The sequence below is a fragment of the Pseudarthrobacter sp. O4 genome (assembly GCF_050157025.1).
GTDB lineage: Bacteria > Actinomycetota > Actinomycetes > Actinomycetales > Micrococcaceae > Arthrobacter.
Genome location: NZ_CP189591.1, coordinates 2,660,892 through 2,679,148 on the forward strand (window position 1 = coordinate 2,660,892; position 18,257 = coordinate 2,679,148).

Here is an 18,257-nt window from a genome sequence, read left to right on the forward strand (position 1 = left end):
CGGGAAAGGGAGCGCCGTGAAACCGGGCGGTACCGGGACGGCCCCCGAAGCGACCGCCGGAGCCGAGGCGGAACGGCCCGACGGCGGCTGGCTGCGCGTGCATCCGGCCTCGCCGTTTGTCCGCGGCTGGGTGGCGCTGGCCGCCATCGGATTCTTCTTCGGCCGGGATACCTTCGAGCGGATGCTCCAGGGCGGTCCCCTGATCGATGAGCAAGTCGCCGGCCGGGCACCCTGGCTGCTGCTCGGCGGCGGCACGGTCCTGCTCCTTACGGTGGCCGGCTACATTCTGAGCTGGTACTTCACCCGCTACCAGGTGGCGGAAGGCTACGTCCGGGTCAATACCGGATTCCTCTTCAAGCAGCAGCGGCAGGCCCGGCTGGACCGGGTCCAGGCGATCGACATCGTGCAGCCGCTGCTGGCCAGGATCTTCGGACTGGCCGAGCTAAAGTTCGAGGTGGCCGACGCCGGCGAGTCCGCGGTGCGGCTCGCCTACCTCCGGATGGGCGAGGCCCGGCAACTCCGGGCCACCATCCTGTCCCGCGCCGCCGGGGTGGTGCCGGACCCCGCACGCCCCGGGGCGGCCGCCACGGAGGCGCCCGAATACGCCGTGCTGACCGTGCCGCCGCCGCGGCTTGTCGGTTCGCTGCTCCTGAGCGAACAGAGCGCCTTCATCGCGCTCGGCGCCGTCGCGTCCGTGCTGCTCTCCGCCGTGACCGAGAACCGCAGCTTCTACCTCTACCTGATCCCGGCCGCGCTGGGACTGGTGGCCGCCTACTGGAACTCCTTCAACAAGGGCTACAACTTCACCGCCGCCATTTCCCCGGACGGCATCCGGCTGCGCTACGGGCTGCTGGACACGCAGGCGCAGACCCTGCCACCGGGGCGGATCCAGGCCCTGCGGGTCAGCCAGCCTCCGCTCTGGCGGATCTTCGGCTGGTACCGGATGCAGGTCAACGTGGCCGGCTACGGCGCCGCCGGAAACAACGGCGAGGGCTCGTCCCGGACCACACTCCTGCCCGTGGGCACCCTTGCTGAGGTGCTCACCATGCTGTCCCTGATCCTGCCGGACCCCGGAACCGCCGAACCCGCGCGGATCTTCACGGCGGGCCTCACCGGCCTTGCGGGGGAGTCCGGTGCCGGCGGGGCCTCAGCGGCGGAGCGCGACGGCGGCTTCGTCACCACGCCGCGCCGCGCGCGGCTGCTGGCGCCGCTGGGCTGGCGGCGCAACGGCTTTACCGCCACCGACACGGCCCTGCTGATCCGTTCGGGGCGCTGGTGGCGGCAGCTGGTGGTGGTCCCGCACCAGCGCACGCAGTCGATGGCGCTGCAGCGGGGTCCGCTGGCCCGGCGTTTCGGTGTGGTGGACCTTGTCCTCCACACCACCGCCGGCCCCGTCTCCCCGAGACTGATCCAGGCCGGCATCGCGGAAGGCAAGGCGCTGCTCGACGCGCAGGCCGCACGCGCCCGGGCCGCGCGGAAGCGCCAGACCAGCGAGCACTGGCTGGACCAGGTGAAGCCGCTCCTGGTTGGGCCCGGTCACCCGACCGGCGCCGTTGACCCCGAGGCAAGCGAAAAGGAAGGCCCGCAGCATGGCTAAGCCAGGACGCCTCGGCGTCGGAATCATCGGTGCCGGCAAGGTCGGCGCTGTCCTGGGGGCCGCGCTGCGCGGTGCCGAGCATGCCGTCATCGGGGTGTCCGCGGTCTCGGACGCCAGCCGGGAACGCGCGGAGACCCTGCTTCCGGGTGTGCCGGTGCTGGATGTGCAGGACATCGTCGAGCGCGCCGAACTCGTGCTTCTGGCCGTCCCAGATGATGCGCTCGGCCCCCTCGTGGAAGGGCTGGCGAAACTCCGCGCCTGGCACCCTGGACAGCTCGTGGCGCACACCTCGGGCCGCTTCGGCGTCGGCATTCTGCACCCGGTCCGCGCCGCTGGCGCCGTGCCGCTGGCGTTGCATCCCGCGATGACCTTCACCGGCATGAGCCTGGACCTCACGAGGCTGCTGGACTGCACCTTCGGGGTCACTGCCGACACCGCGATGCTGCCCATCGCGCAGGCCCTCGTTGTCGAGATGGGTGCCGAGCCGGTCGCCATTGCCGAAGCCGACCGCACGCTCTATCATGCAGCCCTCGCGCACGGTTCGAACCACCTCGTCACCCTCGTGGCGCAGGCCTCGCAGCTCCTGCGGGAAGTCGGCGTCGAAGCCCCCGAACGCATGCTGGGCCCCCTGCTGCGCGCCACCCTGGAGAACGCCCTCGCCTCGGGCGAATCGGCGCTGACCGGTCCCGTGGCCCGCGGCGATGCGGGCACCGTGGCCGCGCACGCCGAAGCCCTCCGGGAGCACGACGCCGGCTCCGGCGGCGATATTCTGGAGGCGTACCTGGCCATGGCCCGGGCGACGGCCCGCCGGGCGGGAAGCCGCGGCCTGCTGAAACCGGACCAGCTCGAGGGCGTCAACCGTGCCCTTGAAGACCCGGATCAGGGTGGCCCGGAATCCTAAGGAAGGACCCTAACTTGGCGATCCAACTCGTGACGACGGCCGCGCAGCTCCGCACCGAAAGCGCCCGCCTGCTGACGCAAAAGGGCGGCACCTCGCAGGGCCTGGTGCCCACCATGGGCGCCCTGCACGAGGGACATGCCCAGCTGGCGCGCACCGCCGTCGAGCAGAACGACGTGGTGGTGGCCAGCATCTTCGTGAACCCGCTGCAGTTCGGCCAGGCAGTTGACCTGGAACGGTACCCCCGGACGCTGGAAGCGGACCTGGCCGTCCTGGACGCCGAGGGCGTGGACCTGGTGTTCGCGCCGGGCGTCGACGAGGTCTACCCCGACGGGGAACCGATGGTGCGGATCACCGCGGGGCCGATGGCAGGGAAATGGGAGGGGGCCTCCCGCCCCGGGCACTTCGACGGCGCCCTGACCGTCGTCGCCAAGCTGCTGCACTACGGAATGCCCGGCACTGCCATAGGCGGGGCAACCGGCGCGGCGCTGCCGGCGTACCGGGCGTATTTCGGCCAGAAGGACGCCCAGCAACTGGCCCTCGTCCGACGCATGGTGGCGGACCTCAACTTCCCGGTGGAGATCGTCCCGGTACCGATCGTGCGCTCCCCGGACGGGCTCGCACTGTCCAGCCGCAACCGGTTCCTTTCCGCCGGGGAACGCGAAGCAGCCCTGGTGCTGTCCCGGGCGCTGCGTCTGATCGAGGACCGGGCCAACGCCCACGAGCCGCTGGACCTGGAATCCGCCAAGGCGCTGGTGGAATCGCAGCCGCTCGTGGAACTGGACTATTTCGAGGTGGTGGATCCGCGCACCCTGGAGCCGCTGGCCGAGAACTGCAAGGACACACCCTTCCGCGGTGAAGGGCTGGCCCTCATCGCGGCCAAAGTGGGCCCGGTCCGCCTGATCGACAACGTGCCGCTGGACTCCTGACGGACGGCAACCCGGGTTCTCCCTCATCGCGGGAATTAGCTCCGGGAATACACTGTTGGAACCAGCAGCAGCGCCGACGCTCGCCGGACACCATTTCGCACTCCCTGAGGGAACCCCATGTCAACAGACGTCTCTTCCAACGCCCACGGCGACCCATTGCAGACTCCAGCCGCACTGACTGAAACCTCGGCGGGGGCGCCTGTTTCGGCGCCGGCGAATTCGGCGCCGGCGAAGATCTCCCGGGAATCCGTCACCATCATCGTCACCTTGCTGGTGGCCACGTTTGTGGTCATCCTCAACGAAACCATCATGAACGTCGCCCTGCAGCGGCTGATGGTGGATCTCCGGATCGACGCCCCGACCGTGCAGTGGCTGTCCACCGGCTTCATGCTCACCATGGCCGTCGTGATCCCCACAACGGGCTTCATCCTGCAGCGGCTGTCCACCCGTGCCGTCTTCATGCTGGCCATGGGACTCTTCTCCGGCGGCACCCTGCTCGCGGCGCTGGCTCCGGGCTTCGAAGTCCTCCTGCTCGCCCGGATCGTCCAGGCCGGCGGCACGGCAATCATGCTTCCGCTCCTGATGACCACCATCCTTACCCTGGTCCCCGTGTCACGCCGGGGCGCCGTGATGGGCAACGTCAGCATCGCCATCTCGGTGGCGCCGGCCATGGGCCCCACAGTTTCCGGCCTGATCCTCGAACACTTTTCCTGGCGCTTCATGTTTGTTTTTGTCCTGCCGATCGCCCTTGTCGCGTTCGCCATCGGTGCCAAGTACCTGACCAACATCGGCGAAACGGAGAAGACGCGGCTTGATGCCCTGTCCGTCCTGCTGACGGTTCCCGCCTTTGGCGGCCTCGTGTACGGGCTGAGCCAGATCGGTGGCGGCCAGGGCGGTCCTGGTTCACCTGCCGTGATTGCCCTGGCCGTCGGGGTGGCGGCCATGCTGGGGTTCGTGCTCCGGCAGTTGAAGTTGCAGAAGTCCGCGGCGCCCCTGCTCGACCTGCGCGCGTTCAACTTCCGTATGTTCACGGTGTCCGTGCTGCTGCTCGTGGTGGCGATGATCGCCCTGTTCGGCGCCGTGATTCTGTTGCCGCTGTACCTGCAGGAAATCCGCGGGCTGAAGTCGCTGGAGACAGGCCTTGCCCTGCTGCCCGGCGGCCTCGCGATGGGCCTGCTGGGCCCTTTCATCGGCCGGATCTTTGACAAGGTTGGCCCGCTTCCGCTCACTCTCGCGGGCTCGGCCATGCTGGTGCTGTCCCTGTTCCAGTTCTCCCTGCTGGACGCGGACACGCCGGTCGGGTGGATCATCGCACTGCACGTGGGTCTGAGCCTGGGCCTTGCCTTGCTGTTCACGCCGGCCTTCACCACCGGGCTGAACCCGTTGCCGCCGCATCTCTATTCGCACGGTTCGGCCATCATGAGCACGCTGCAGCAGGTGGCCGGCGCCGCCGGCACGGCGCTCCTGGTCTCGATCTACGCCGTCGTGTCCGCCGCCTCGGGACTCGTCGCGGGCATGCACGCGGCGTTCCTGACGGCGGCAGTCATAGCCCTCGCCGCCGTCGTGCTGTCCGCGATGATGCGCAAGACCGCCGGAACGGACCAGCCGGCGGCCCACTAACTCAACGCGGGGTCACCTGGCGCCCATACGTCCGGAATGGGCGCCAGGTGACCCCGCGTTGCCGTGGTTGGGCTCAGCCGGCGAAGAATTCACTCAATTCGGTGATCAGCTTGTCCGGCGCCTTGTTCACGCCGTCGTGCCCCATGCCCGGCAGGATCGTGTAGCTGGAGCCGGAGAGCACGTCGTGGATCTGGGCGCAGGCCACGCCGAAATACGCCGGGCTCTTCTCGCCCACGACGATCAGCGTCTCCAGCGGGAGTTCCAGGAACGGTTCGGCCGGCATGTCGGCGGCGATGATGGCCTTGATCTCGCGGACACCGGTCTGCATGAGCACGCGCAGCTGCTTGCCCACCGGGGTGCCGGCGGCGAGCTTGTTGGCCAGCGTCAGCATGGACAGCGGCATCCGGGACAGGGCGCTGCCGGTTTCGAGCCCCTTGAGCAGGACGGCGAGGGCGCGGTCGTCGTCGCCGGCCGCCGTCGCCCGCTCATATTCGGCGGTCCAGTCCGCGGTGACGCTGTGGTTGACGGACACTGCGGGGTCATAGACGGCGAGGCGCTCCACCGGCAGGGTGCGGGCGGCGTGCAGGGCGACGGCGCCGCCGAAGCTGTGCCCGAAGACGTCCGTGCTGGAGGTGTGCTTCATGACCGCGTCCAGGTCGCGGATATCAACGTCCAGGGTGTAGTCCTCCGGCTGCGGGGAGGAGGAGCCGCGCCCGCGCCGGTTGAAGGTGTGGACCGGACGGCCCAGCGCAGCGCTGAGCTTCTGTGCGAAGCGGCCGTAATCGGCGGCAGTCACCATCGAGGCCGGCACGACGACGACGCCGGAACCCGCCGAGGCCAGCTCGGCACCCGTGCTGAAAAGCTCGATGGTTCCGCCGTCGGTGGTTCTGATGTTCTCGCGGGTCATGCTCCGAGCCTAGCCGAGGCTGCAGCTACGGCGTAGTAGGTACCGGGCGCCGGGGGCGGTCAGCCGCCCAGCCGCCCGCCGGAGGCCTCGAGGTAGCAGGAACCGCACAGCGATTCGTACCAGATGTCCTGGCCGTCGATGGCGACCTGGTCGCCGTCGAACACCACCTGGTTGCCGACCCGGCGGGTGTTGAAGATGGCCTTGCGGCCGCAGCGGCAGATCGTCTTGAGTTCCTCGAGGGTGTGCGCGACCTCCAGGAGCCGGAGCGAGCCCGGGAACGCCCGGGTCCGGAAGTCGGTGCGGATGCCGTAGGCGAGCACCGGGACCTGGTCCAGGACGGCGATGCGGAAGAGATCGTCCACCTGGGCCGGTTCAAGGAACTGCGCCTCATCCACCAGCAGGCACGCCACCGGCTGGGTGTCGACATGCTCCAGCAGGGCATCGGGATCGTCGCCGTGCGCGCGGGCGGTGAACAGCCCGCGGGCGGAGGCCCCGGCCGGGATCAGGAAGTCCACCGGGCGGGTCATGCCCAGGCGGGACACGACGTCGGAGTCGCCCTTGGTGTCGACGTCGGGCTTGGCGAGCAGCACCCGCTGGCCCCGTTCCTCGTAGTTGAACGCGGCCTGGAGCAGTCCCGTCGACTTGCCGGAGTTCATGGCGCCGTAGCGGAAGTAGAGCTTGGCCAAGGGGGTCCTTTCGAAAGGGTCGCCCCCCGATTGTAGAGGCCTGTCCTTCAGCGCCCCATTCTCAGCTGGCCGCGTCGACCGGAACCCGGGCGGGAGGAACTCCCGGTAAACTTGGGGATTGTGACTTCCCAAAACACCCCCGCCCCGCACACCGCAGCCGAGCCCCACGACGCCAGCGAGCAGACGCGCATCCGGATGGAGAAGCGCGCCAAGCTGATCGAACGCGGCATCGAGGCGTATCCGGTGGGTGTCGGGCGCACACATTCGCTGAATGAAATCCGCGAGAAGTACGCGCACGTGCAGGCCGACGAAACCACCGGCGACACCGTCGGCGTGACCGGCCGCATCGTGTTCATCCGCAATACCGGCAAGCTCTGCTTCGCCACCCTCCAGGAGGGCGGCGCCGACGGCAAGGCCGTCCGGCTGCAGGTGATGCTGAGCCTGGCCAACATCGGCGAGGAGGCGCTGGCGGACTGGAAGTCCCTCGTGGACCTGGGCGACCACGTCTTCGTCAAGGGTGAGGTCATCTCCTCACGCCGCGGCGAGCTTTCCGTCATGGCGGAATCCTGGTCCATGGCGTCCAAGGCGCTGCGCCCGCTGCCGGTGCTGCACGCCGGGCTCAACGAGGAAACCCGCGTCCGCCAGCGCTACGTGGACCTCATCGTCCGCGACGAGGCCCGCGAAATGGTCTACACCCGCGCCGCGATCACCCGTTCCATCCGCGAGACCCTGCACCGCCAGGGCTACGTCGAGGTGGAAACCCCGATGCTGCAGCTGGTCCACGGCGGTGCCACCGCCCGCCCGTTCCAGACGCACATGAACGCCTTCGACCAGAAGATGACGCTGCGCATCGCCACCGAGCTGTACCTCAAGCGCACCGTCGTCGGCGGGATCGACCGTGTCTACGACATGGGCCGCGTGTTCCGCAACGAGGGTGTGGACTCCACGCACAGCCCCGAGTTCACCACCCTCGAGAGCTACGAGGCCTGGGCGGACCAGTTCGTCATGGCGGACCGGATCAAGGAAATCATCCTCGACGCCGCGGATGCCGCCGGTGTGGGCCGCGTACTGCAGACCGAGGCCGGGGAGATCAACCTCGACGGCGACTGGGCCTGGCTGGCGGTGTACCCCGGACTTTCGGAAGCCGTGGGCCGGGAAATCACCCCGGAGACCCCGGTTTCCGAGCTGCTGGCGCTCGCCGCACAGCACGAGGTCAAGGCCGACGCCGGCTGGGACGCCGAAAAGCTGGTAGTGGAGCTCTTCGGGGAACTCGTGGAGCCGACCCTGATTAACCCCACCTTCGTCTACGACTATCCGCCGTCCGCGCAGCCACTGGCCCGCCAGCACCGTGAGGATGACCGCCTGATCGAGGCCTGGGACCTCATCATCGGCGGCATGGAGCGGGGAACGGCCTTCTCCGAGCTGATCGACCCCGTCATCCAGCGCGAACGGCTCACCGAGCAGTCCCGGCGCTCCGCGGCCGGCGACGTGGAGGCCATGCAGCTGGACGAGGACTTCCTGCGGGCCCTGGAATACGGTGCACCGCCCATGGGCGGGATCGGACTGGGAATTGACCGGCTAGTCATGCTCTTCACCGGAGCTGGCATCCGAGAGACCATCTTGTTTCCGCTGCTGAAGCCCGAAGGACACTGACCGTGGAGTACATCGCCGTATTGCTACCCTCCGTGGTGGTCGGCCTGATTTTCTGGTTCGCGATGAAATCGATCTTCAATGCGGACAAATCGGAGCGCCAGGCTGAGGCGCGAGCCCAGGCTGAAGCCGAGGAAAAGGCCCGGGCGGGCGATACCGGTCCCGACGACGGCCATTCTCCCGGAATGGTCAAATAGGGCCTATTCGGTCCTGTGGATTTCCTTTAGAAAAACTCCGTCCGCTTTGACTCGCCGCGGCAAAGCGGAGGATACTTATTACAGATACATCCTGCTTTTCTAAATACTCGTTCTTTTGGAAAGAGAGTCTTTGTGGCACAGAAAGTAAAAATCATCCTGGTAGATGATCTGGATGGGGGATCCGCGGACGAGACTGTCCGGTTTGGCCTTGACGGGGTCAGTTATGAAATCGACCTGTCGTCGAGTAATGCGGCAGAACTCCGTTCTGCGGTTGAGCGCTTTGTCTCCCATGCACGCAAGACGTCCACCGGGCGCGCCACGCGCACCAAGGTCATGAGCGGCCGCAACCAGGACTCTGCGCAGATCCGTCAGTGGGCCCGGGACAACGGCTACACGGTAAACAGCCGCGGACGTATCCAGGCCGAAATTCAGGAAGCGTACCAGAAGGCAAATTCCTAGAACTTCAGGACTTCCGCTGTACAGGCCCGGCCTCCGCAACAAGCTGCGGAGGCCGGGCCTTTTCACGGGCATTTCGGACCGTTTGCCGCAACGACTCCCTGCGCCCTTCCGCATGCTTGAGCCTTGCCGATTGACCCGACGCAGGAGTACCGTGGGTGCACATTGCCGGCGCGTCGTTAATACGATGCGCCGGCAGTTGGGGCTTGAGCTCCGGTCTGGAACGCCCGCTCGATTTCCCCGCTCGAATCGATTCTTGGCGGGAGATTCTATGTCTGATATTCAGTTCTTGAACGGGACGTTTGCGGAGCGGGCTGGTTCTTGGGCCAATTCCTACCACCGGCGACGCCGGTTCAGGCTTGCCGGGCTACTGGCGGCGCTCATGTTGCTGCTGGCTGTGCCCCTGGCGCCCCCCGCTTCGGCAGACGAGGGACGGGTGGACGTGGGCGTCATCCTGGACTCCTCCGAGCTGCTGGAAATGATCAACGGCGGCGGGGCACCCGCGACTCCTGTGACGTTCGACGTCCTGGCCGCCGGCAATGCGTCGTCGGTGGTGGCATCGGCAACATCCGGCGACGCCTTTGTTCCCGTTTCGTTTGTCCTCGCTGATGGCGAGTACAAGATCCGCGCGACCGCACCCGGATTTCTGGACGGCTGGTTCTCCGCCACGTCCGGAGCGACCGGCGACTCGGTCCTGGAGATGTTCGGCTACCAGTCCAGGCGGGACTTCGCGTCCGCCGACGTGATTGTGGTGGATTCGTCGGCACGGGGCGCCTCAACGTGGACCTCGACCGGGTGGACGGTTCTCCACCGGTCCGCCAGTTCCGTCTCAGGGGCAGTGGCCAATGACGCCTCCGGGCAGTCAGGATCCCTGCTGGAGGGCGTGGGCGTGGAACTCCACGAGGCGGCGGCTCTCCCCGGGAGCGCTCCCGTGGCCGGGACGACGACCGACCGGAACGGGTACTACTCCTTCGATAACCCGCCGCCGGGGGACTATAAGGTGCGATTCTCCAACGGCTCCGCGGAAAAGTGGTGGCCCGAAACCAGCCACCGCGCCGAGGCCGAGGTGATCTCTCTCGACGGGGCCAAGTATTACAACCTCGCCTACGCCACATTCCCCGCCGCCGCCGTGCCGGTGGACCCGCAGCGGACCCTCACACTCACCGGGGCCCCCGCAACCGGAGCGACGCTGACCGCTGTGCCCGACTTCGTGGAAACAGGGGGGCTCCTTGCGGACTGCCTACAGCGGTACACATGGTTTGTTGACGGCAATCCGGTGGCCGGTGCGTTCGGCCCCGGCTTCGTGGTGCCGCTCGCCGCGGCCGGCAAGCAGGTTACGGCACGGCTGGACATCGCGGGACTGGGCTGTGCCTACACGGCGTTACTGAGTGAGCCCATAGGGCCGATTGACCCGCGGCTCACCATCGCGGGCCCCGGCGTGAAGGTGGCGCCGCCGGACGAGTCCGGCAATGTCAGCGCCACCCTGACCTTTGATTCCGTGACCGCTTCCGGGACTACTTCCCTGACCCTCCTGGACATCGGTGACGCGCAGACTCCGGCTCCCACGGGATTCTCCTTGCAGACAGACCCGCCGCTCATCTACGAAATAACCACCACCGCCGCGTTCGAAGGTTCCGTCGAGGTCTGTTTCTCCGTTCCTGCCGCCGGAGCCACAGGCGCCGAGCGTATGTACCACCATGAAAACGGCAGCTGGAAGGACATTACGACGTCGTACCTGGGCGGGCTGCTGTGCGGTGTCACCGATTCGTTCTCACCGTTCGCCGTCGGCCAGCCTTGGTGGCCGTTCAAGGGCTTCTTGCAGCCGGTTGAGAACGGCAGCACCCTGAACACGATGAAGGCCGGGGCAGCGGTGCCGATCAAGTTCAGCGTGGGCGGCGACAGGGGTCTGGGCATTCTGGCACACGGCGCCCCGTGGTCCTCCGCGGTCAGCTGCGGCGGCAGTGCCGGGCTGGGCAACATCGAACAGGCGGTTGCGGCTGGCGGAACCTCGCTGAGCTATCACGCAGGCTCTGCCGCGTACACCTACGTATGGAAGACCCAGAAGTCCTGGGCGGGCACCTGCCGGCAGTTCATATTGGTGTTGAAGGACGGCAGCAGCCACCGCGCGCTGTTTGACTTCAGGAAAGCTGTTTGACTTCAGGAAATAGCAGAACTTACGGACAATCGCCCCCCACGGTTTCCCCTGTGGCGAACAAGCCCCAAATCTCGAACGGGGCCACGTAGCATCAAAGTACGTCGTAGCTAGGAGTGTGGCGAAATGTTTGAGCGATTCACGGACCGTGCCCGTCGCGTAGTTGTGCTTGCCCAAGAAGAGGCACGCATGCTGAACCACAATTACATCGGTACCGAACACATCCTCTTGGGTCTGATCCATGAGGGTGAAGGTGTTGCCGCCAAAGCCCTCGAGTCCTTGAGCATTTCGCTCGACGGAGTCCGCGAGCAGGTGCAGGAGATCATCGGTCAGGGCCAGCAGGCCCCGTCCGGCCACATCCCCTTCACGCCGCGAGCCAAGAAGGTGCTGGAGCTCTCGCTGCGCGAGGCCCTGCAACTGGGACACAACTACATCGGCACCGAGCACATCCTGCTCGGCCTCATCCGTGAGGGTGAAGGCGTAGCCGCCCAGGTGCTGGTCAAGCTCGGCGCGGACCTGAACCGCGTCCGCCAGCAGGTCATCCAGCTGCTCTCGGGCTACCAGGGCAAGGAGACCACCGGCGCCGGCGTCGGCCCCGGCCAGGCCGAAGGCACCCCGGCCGGTTCCGTCGTCCTGGACCAGTTCGGCCGCAACCTCACGCAGGCGGCCCGCGAGAACAAGCTGGACCCCGTCATCGGGCGCGAATCGGAAATGGAACGCGTCATGCAGGTCCTTTCCCGCCGCACCAAGAACAACCCGGTCCTGATCGGCGAGCCCGGCGTCGGCAAGACAGCCGTCGTCGAAGGCCTTGCGCAGGCGATTGTCCGCGGTGATGTGCCCGAGACCATCAAGGACAAGCAGCTGTACACCCTGGACCTCGGGTCCCTGGTGGCCGGCTCCCGTTACCGCGGTGACTTCGAAGAGCGCCTCAAGAAGGTCCTCAAGGAGATCCGCACCCGCGGCGACATCATCCTGTTCATCGATGAGATCCACACCCTGGTGGGTGCCGGTGCTGCCGAAGGTGCCATCGATGCGGCTTCGATCCTGAAGCCCATGCTGGCCCGCGGCGAGCTCCAGACCATCGGCGCCACCACGCTGGATGAGTACCGGAAGCACATCGAGAAGGATGCCGCCCTGGAACGCCGTTTCCAGCCCATCCAGGTCAAGGAACCATCTGTCGCGCACGCGATCGAGATCCTCAAGGGCCTGCGGGACCGGTACGAGGCGCACCACCGCGTCACCATCACCGACGGCGCCCTCGCCTCCGCAGCAAGCCTTTCCGAACGCTACATCTCGGACCGGTTCCTGCCGGACAAGGCGATCGACCTGATTGATGAGGCCGGCGCACGGTTGCGCATCCGCCGGATGACCGCCCCGCCGGAGCTCAAGGTCATGGACGAGAAGATTGCCGCCATGAAGCTGGAGAAGGAATCCGCGATTGACGCGCAGGACTTCGAAGGCGCCGCCTCGCTGCGCGACAAGGAGCAGAAGCTCATTGCCGAGCGTGCCGAGAAGGAACGCCAGTGGAAGACCGGCGGCATGGATGACATCTCCGAGGTTGATGAGGACCTCATCGCCGAGGTGCTGGCGAACTCCACCGGCATCCCGGTCTTCAAGCTCACCGAGGAAGAATCCTCGCGACTGCTGAAGATGGAAGATGAGCTGCACAAGCGCGTTGTCGGCCAGGATGAGGCCATCAGGGCCCTGTCCCAGGCGATCCGCCGCACCCGTGCAGGGCTCAAGGATCCGAAGCGCCCGGGTGGCTCGTTCATCTTCGCCGGCCCCACCGGCGTCGGCAAGACCGAGCTGGCCAAGGCCCTCGCCGAGTTCCTGTTCGGCGAAGAAGACGCACTGATCACCCTGGACATGTCCGAGTACTCGGAGAAGCACACGGTGTCGCGTCTCTTCGGTGCCCCTCCGGGCTACGTGGGCTACGAGGAGGGCGGTCAGCTGACCGAGAAGGTCCGCCGTCGTCCGTTCTCCGTGGTGCTTTTCGACGAAGTGGAGAAGGCGCACGCCGATCTCTTCAACTCGCTGCTGCAGATCCTGGAAGACGGCCGCCTGACCGACTCCCAGGGCCGCGTGGTGGACTTCAAGAACACCGTGATCATCATGACCACGAACCTCGGCACCCGGGACATCTCCAAGAGCGTTGCCACCGGCTTCCAGTCCGGCACGGACACGCAGACCGGCTACAACCGGATGCGGGCCCGCGTCACGGAGGAGCTCAAGCAGCACTTCCGCCCCGAGTTCCTGAACCGTGTTGACGACGTTGTGGTCTTCCCGCAGCTGACCCAGGACGAGATCATCGAGATCGTGGACATGTTCGTGGGCCGGCTGGAGAAGCGCCTCAAGGACAAGGACATGGGCATCGAGCTCACGACGGCGGCCAAGGTGCTCCTGGCGACCCGCGGCTACGATCCGGCGATGGGTGCCCGGCCGCTGCGCCGCACCATCCAGCGTGAGATCGAGGACCAGCTCTCCGAGAAGATCCTGTTCGGCGAACTGCACGGCGGCGACATCGTGGTGGTGGATGTGGAAGGCGAAGGCGACGACGCGAAGTTCACGTTCGCCGGCAACGCCAAGCCGCGCATCCCGGAGATCGCTCCGAGCGTCTAAGCACCAAGAGCAAAGGCCCCGTCTGCTCCGAAAGGAGTTGGCGGGGCCTTCGTTTTGTCCGGGCTCGCCTGCGGAGGCGGGGCCGGCGCTGCCGGGCGTCACCGGGCGGGCCTCGCCTTTGCTGAGGAGTATGAAAGCAGTGTTTCACTCTTAGTGAACTTGGTGTGATCAGGGGCACGGGGGGTGTTGAATCGGGGCATGGCTTCCACTGATTCAGAGACTCTGAGCGAAAAACCCGAGACACCCTTTCACGACCTGGACTATTATCTGGCGATTCCCAGGGTCAGTGGCCTGGCGTTGAGCCCTGACGGTGGCCGGCTCGTCACCACCGTGGCCACCCTCAACTCCAAGGGCACCGAATACGGCACCGCCCTGTGGGAGCTGGATCCGGAAGGGCACGAGCAGGCGCGCCGGATCACCCGCAGCGCCAAGGGCGAGGCCGGAGCCGTGTTCGCTGCCAACGGCGACCTCTATTTCACCTCCGCCCGCCCCGATCCGGAGAGCCCCGAGGCTGAGCCCGTCAACGCCCTGTGGATGCTCCCGTCCGGCGGTGGAGAGGCCCGGGTGGTGCTCGCACGCGCCGGCGGCGTCAGCGGAGTCGTGGCCGCGAAGGAGGCCGGCGCCGTGTTCATCGCGGCCTCCGTGCTGGCCGGCTCCACGGATGAGGACAGCGACGAGGAACGCCGCAAGGCACGCAAGGACAACAAGGTCACCGCCATCCTGCACAGCGGGTACCCCGTGCGCTACTGGGACGCCGACCTGGGACCGGCCCAGCCGCGGCTTTTCGCCGTCGAACCGGGAGAGGAGCTGGAACCGGGCAGGCCCACCACGGTTGACGCCGTCGCCCCACTCAAGCTGCGCAACCTGACGCCCGACGCCGGGAACGGGCTCCGCGACGCGGATTTCGTCGTCAGCCCGGACGGGAAGACCGTCTACAGCAGCTTTGAAAAAACGCTCGCAAACGCTGATTCGCGTTCCATGCTGGTCGCGATCGACGTCGCTACCGGCACACGCACGGTCCTGCTGGACACCAAGGGCATGAGCTACTTCCCGGGGCCGGTCAGCCCGGACAACAGGACCCTCGTGGTGCTCAGTGAAAGTGACACCACGCCGGTTGACGCCCCGCGGGTCTTGCTGCACCTGCTCGACGTCTCCGGCGGTGCCCCCGGAACTGGGGAGGCAAACGAGGCCGCGCTGACGCCGCTCGCCCAGGACTGGGACCGCTGGCCCCGTCCCGCGGCCTGGCTGCCGGACGGATCCGCCATCCTCGTCACCGCGGATGAGGACGGAGCCTCGCCGGTCTTCCGGATCAGCGTCTCCGGCAGCGATAACGGCCTGGTCACCCGCCTGACGTCGGACGCGGCGGCGTACACCGACGTCGTGGTTTCCCCGGACGGCCGCAGCGCCTACGCGCTGCGCAGCTCCTACGAGTTCCCTGCCGAAGCTGTGCGGATCGACCCCGCCAGCGGCGACGTGGTCCGGCTCCCCGCGCCCGCCGAGCGCCCGCACCGCAAAGGCTCGCTGGAACGTGTCGAGACGACGGCGGCAGACGGTTCCCGAGTACCGGCGTACCTGGCTCTTCCCGACGGCTCCTCCGCCGGGTCTCCGGCCCCGCTGCTGCTCTGGATCCACGGCGGCCCGCTCGGGTCCTGGAACGCCTGGACCTGGCGCTGGAATCCCTGGCTGCTCGTGGCCCGCGGTTACGCCGTGCTGCTGCCGGATCCGGCGCTCTCCATCGGCTACGGCCAACAGCATATCCAACGTGGCTGGGGTGAATGGGGCAAGGCTCCCTTCACCGACCTGATGGCCATCACCGACGCCGTGGTGCAGCGGGCGGACATCGATGAGACGCGCACCGCAGCCATGGGCGGCTCCTTCGGCGGTTACATGGCCAACTGGGTGGCCGGCCAGACAGGCCGGTTCAAGGCGATCGTCACCCATGCCAGTCTCTGGGCCCTCGACCAGTTCGGCCCGACCACGGACTCCGCGCAGTACTGGCTGAAGGAAATGACGGCCGAGATGGCGCTGGAGAACTCCCCGCACCTGCACGTCGGGAACATCAGCACGCCGATGCTCGTCATCCACGGCGACAAGGACTACCGCGTTCCGATCGGCGAGAGCCTGCGGCTCTGGTACGAACTGCTCTCGAAGTCGCAGCTCGCGGCCGACGAGAACGGCGAGACCGACCACCGCTTCCTCTACTTCCCGGACGAGAACCACTGGATCCTGCAGCCGCAGCACGCTAAGGTCTGGTACGGCGTAGTCGAGCACTTCCTCGCCAAGAACCTGCTGGACAAGGACTTGCCTGTTCCTGCCGAATTGGGGCTCTAGGTCCAGCCCGGGCACACCCAACTGACCCGCATTTGTTGTCGTTTTGACCGCTGAAAACGACAACTACTGCGAGTCAGTTGGGTCTAAACCGAAGCGCAACAGGGCAGCGCCGTAAGATTGGGCTGTGACTGAGACGATCCGCATCCGCCCTGCCCGCACTGGCGATGTCGCGGCCATCAAGACGCTCGTGGCCCCGCTGGCGGACCAGCGGATCCTCATGGCCAAAGAGACTGTGGCGTACTACGAAAGCCTGCAAGAGTTCCTGATTGCCGAAGCGGGCGACGGCGAGGTGATCGGTTGCGGGGCGCTGCACGTTATGTGGGAGGACCTGGCGGAAGTGCGTACGCTTGCCGCATCGGATGGCTGGCGCGGGAAGGGCGTGGGACACATGCTCGTGGAACGCCTCCTGGGAAAGGCGCGGGCGCTCGGGGTTTCCCGGGTCTTCTGTCTTACCTTCGAAGTGGACTTCTTCAAAAAGCACGGCTTCGAAGTCATGGCGGACCAGAGCGCCGTCGACCCGGTGGTGTATTCGGAACTGCTGCGCTCGCATGACGAGGGCGTTGCCGAGTTCCTGGACCTCGCACGGGTGAAGCCCAACACCCTGGGCAACACAAGGATGATCAAGGTTCTGTAGCCCACCGCCTGTAGCCCACCGCCGGGCCGCGATCGAACCGGCCCGCCGGAAGCGCCTGCTGGAACGCGCCGCGCATCCGCGCCAGGCCCAGCTCTTCCTTTCAATAAATTTGATGGATAAACTGATCCCGGCCCAGGGGGTGGGCCGCCCCAGCTTCCGGAGGCAAGAGATTGCACAATCGCGTGATTTTTCCAGATTTCTCCGCATTCCAGATGACCATCGCAGGCGCACCCGCAGCGCCCCGTACAACGGACCAGGCACCCGAGGGCGATGCAGCCCCCGGACCCGCGCCAGGACAACGCGCTGACCAGGGCGGGGACGCCGGAACCCAACATCACCGCGTCACGGCGCCGCCGTTTTCGTGGCTGGGAATCGACGCCTGGCCGAATTTCCCGGCCTGGGCGGATAGACGGCCCTGACACGGCGTCACTGCCAACGCGCGCAGATCCGGTGGCCGCGCGGCGGCGGCGCGGCGCGGAGAGTCCGTGCCGGCTGTTCCAGACCGGAGCCTTTCGCTGGCTGGGCCCCGGTAGTAGGGTCTTAGCAAGCAGCCAGGACACCATCCAGGGAGCACAGCCATGAAGAAGCTCATCAATGATCCCCGCGCCGTGGTCGACGAGTCAGTGGAAGGGTTCGGGCTTGCCCATGCCGACCTCGTGACCGTCTCTTCGGACCCGAAGTACATCGTGCGCAAGGACGCGCCGGTGGCCGGAAAAGTGGGGCTGGTGTCCGGCGGAGGCAGCGGCCATGAGCCCCTGCACGGCGGCTACGTCGGGATGGGAATGCTCGACGCCGCGGTGCCGGGTGCGGTGTTCACCTCGCCCACCCCGGACCAGATCCTTCCGGCCACGCTCGCCGTCAACTCGGGCGCCGGCGTCGTTCATATTGTGAAGAACTACACGGGCGACGTACTCAACTTCGAAACGGCAGCGGAACTTGCGCAAGCCGAGGGTGTGGAGGTCCGCACGGTGCTCGTCAACGACGACGTCGCGGTGGAGGACTCGCTGTACACCGCCGGACGGCGCGGGGTTGGCGGCACGGTGCTGGTGGAGAAAATCGCCGGTGCGGCCGCCGAGCGCGGGGACAACCTCGACGCAGTCGCAGCCATCGGTGACCGGGTCAACCAGAACGTCCGCAGCATGGGCGTGGCGCTGACGGCCTGCACCGTCCCGCACGCCGGGGCGCCCAGCTTTGTCCTTGAGGAAAACGAAATCGAGATCGGCATCGGCATCCATGGCGAGCCCGGCCGGCACCGCATCGCGATGGAAAACGCCGACGGCATCACGGACCGCCTCCTGGAGCCGGTGGCCAGCGACCTCGGCCTTGCCTCCCGGGACAAGGTGCTCCTGTTCGTGAACGGCATGGGCGGCACACCTCAGAGCGAGCTGTACATTGTCTACCGCCGGGCCGCGCAAGTGCTGGCCGAGAAGGGCATCACCGTGGCGCGCTCGCTGGTAGGCAACTACATAACATCCCTCGAGATGCAGGGTTGCTCCATCACGGTCCTGCGCCTGGACGATGAAATGACGGCGCTCTGGGACGCGCCCGTCCACACGCCGGCCCTCCGCTGGGGCGTCTGAC

At 67.0% G+C, this 18,257-nt stretch carries 14 protein-coding genes; 12 read left to right on the top strand and 2 right to left on the bottom strand.

The window, feature by feature from the left end; all coding sequences use genetic code 11:
• Positions 1-16: 16 nt before the first annotated feature.
• From ACQCSU_RS12375 to ACQCSU_RS12390, 4 genes are all read left to right on the top strand, one after another.
• Positions 17-1,597, top strand: a complete 1,581-nt coding sequence (locus tag ACQCSU_RS12375) for a PH domain-containing protein (protein WP_426975590.1) — start codon at positions 17-19, stop codon at positions 1,595-1,597.
• Positions 1,590-2,498 (top strand): Rossmann-like and DUF2520 domain-containing protein, encoded by a 909-nt coding sequence (locus ACQCSU_RS12380; RefSeq protein ID WP_426975592.1) that lies wholly within the window; start codon positions 1,590-1,592, stop codon positions 2,496-2,498. Before ACQCSU_RS12375 ends, ACQCSU_RS12380 begins: the two co-directional genes overlap by 8 nt.
• Before the next feature lie 14 nt (positions 2,499-2,512).
• On the top strand, positions 2,513-3,424 hold the full coding sequence (panC, locus tag ACQCSU_RS12385) for a pantoate--beta-alanine ligase (RefSeq protein ID WP_426975594.1): 912 nt from the start codon (positions 2,513-2,515) through the stop codon (positions 3,422-3,424).
• A 117-nt stretch (positions 3,425-3,541) separates the two neighbouring features.
• Positions 3,542-5,044 carry a DHA2 family efflux MFS transporter permease subunit gene (locus tag ACQCSU_RS12390; RefSeq protein ID WP_426975596.1) on the top strand — a complete coding sequence of 501 codons (1,503 nt, stop codon included), beginning with the start codon at positions 3,542-3,544 and terminating at the stop codon, positions 5,042-5,044.
• A 73-nt stretch (positions 5,045-5,117) separates the two neighbouring features.
• On the opposite strand, the gene ACQCSU_RS12395 is transcribed toward ACQCSU_RS12390, so the two are convergent.
• Positions 5,118-5,951: an alpha/beta fold hydrolase gene (locus tag ACQCSU_RS12395; protein WP_426975597.1), complete on the bottom strand. Its 834-nt coding sequence runs from the start codon at positions 5,949-5,951 to the stop codon at positions 5,118-5,120.
• A 59-nt stretch (positions 5,952-6,010) separates the two neighbouring features.
• A complete protein-coding gene (locus ACQCSU_RS12400; RefSeq protein WP_426975599.1) occupies positions 6,011-6,637 on the bottom strand; it encodes a thymidine kinase in 627 nt (208 codons plus the stop codon).
• A gap of 120 nt (positions 6,638-6,757) precedes the next feature.
• Here ACQCSU_RS12400 and lysS point away from each other — a divergent pair, with 120 nt between their 5' ends.
• The 8 genes from lysS (at position 6,758) to dhaK (ending at position 18,256) form a co-directional block, all read left to right on the top strand.
• Positions 6,758-8,290: a lysine--tRNA ligase gene (lysS, locus tag ACQCSU_RS12405; RefSeq protein ID WP_426975601.1), complete on the top strand. Its 1,533-nt coding sequence runs from the start codon at positions 6,758-6,760 to the stop codon at positions 8,288-8,290.
• A 2-nt stretch (positions 8,291-8,292) separates the two neighbouring features.
• Positions 8,293-8,484 carry a hypothetical protein gene (locus ACQCSU_RS12410; protein ID WP_426975603.1) on the top strand — a complete coding sequence of 64 codons (192 nt, stop codon included), beginning with the start codon at positions 8,293-8,295 and terminating at the stop codon, positions 8,482-8,484.
• Between the two features lie 132 nt (positions 8,485-8,616).
• A complete protein-coding gene (locus tag ACQCSU_RS12415) occupies positions 8,617-8,943 on the top strand; it encodes a histone-like nucleoid-structuring protein Lsr2 (protein WP_426975605.1) in 327 nt (108 codons plus the stop codon).
• 379 nt (positions 8,944-9,322) lie between these two features.
• Positions 9,323-11,095 (top strand): PxKF domain-containing protein, encoded by a 1,773-nt coding sequence (locus ACQCSU_RS12420; protein WP_426975607.1) that lies wholly within the window; start codon positions 9,323-9,325, stop codon positions 11,093-11,095.
• A 123-nt stretch (positions 11,096-11,218) separates the two neighbouring features.
• Positions 11,219-13,711: an ATP-dependent Clp protease ATP-binding subunit gene (locus tag ACQCSU_RS12425; protein ID WP_426975609.1), complete on the top strand. Its 2,493-nt coding sequence runs from the start codon at positions 11,219-11,221 to the stop codon at positions 13,709-13,711.
• Positions 13,712-13,909: 198 nt separating this feature from the next.
• Positions 13,910-16,042, top strand: a complete 2,133-nt coding sequence (locus ACQCSU_RS12430; protein ID WP_426975611.1) for a prolyl oligopeptidase family serine peptidase — start codon at positions 13,910-13,912, stop codon at positions 16,040-16,042.
• 124 nt (positions 16,043-16,166) lie between these two features.
• Entirely contained in the window at positions 16,167-16,676 is a 510-nt protein-coding gene (locus tag ACQCSU_RS12435; RefSeq protein WP_426975613.1) for an amino-acid N-acetyltransferase, read from the top strand.
• 578 nt (positions 16,677-17,254) lie between these two features.
• Complete coding sequence (gene dhaK / locus ACQCSU_RS12440; protein WP_426975615.1) at positions 17,255-18,256, top strand: dihydroxyacetone kinase subunit DhaK; 1,002 nt, start codon at positions 17,255-17,257, stop codon at positions 18,254-18,256.
• The last annotated feature ends 1 nt before the right edge of the window (position 18,257 follow it).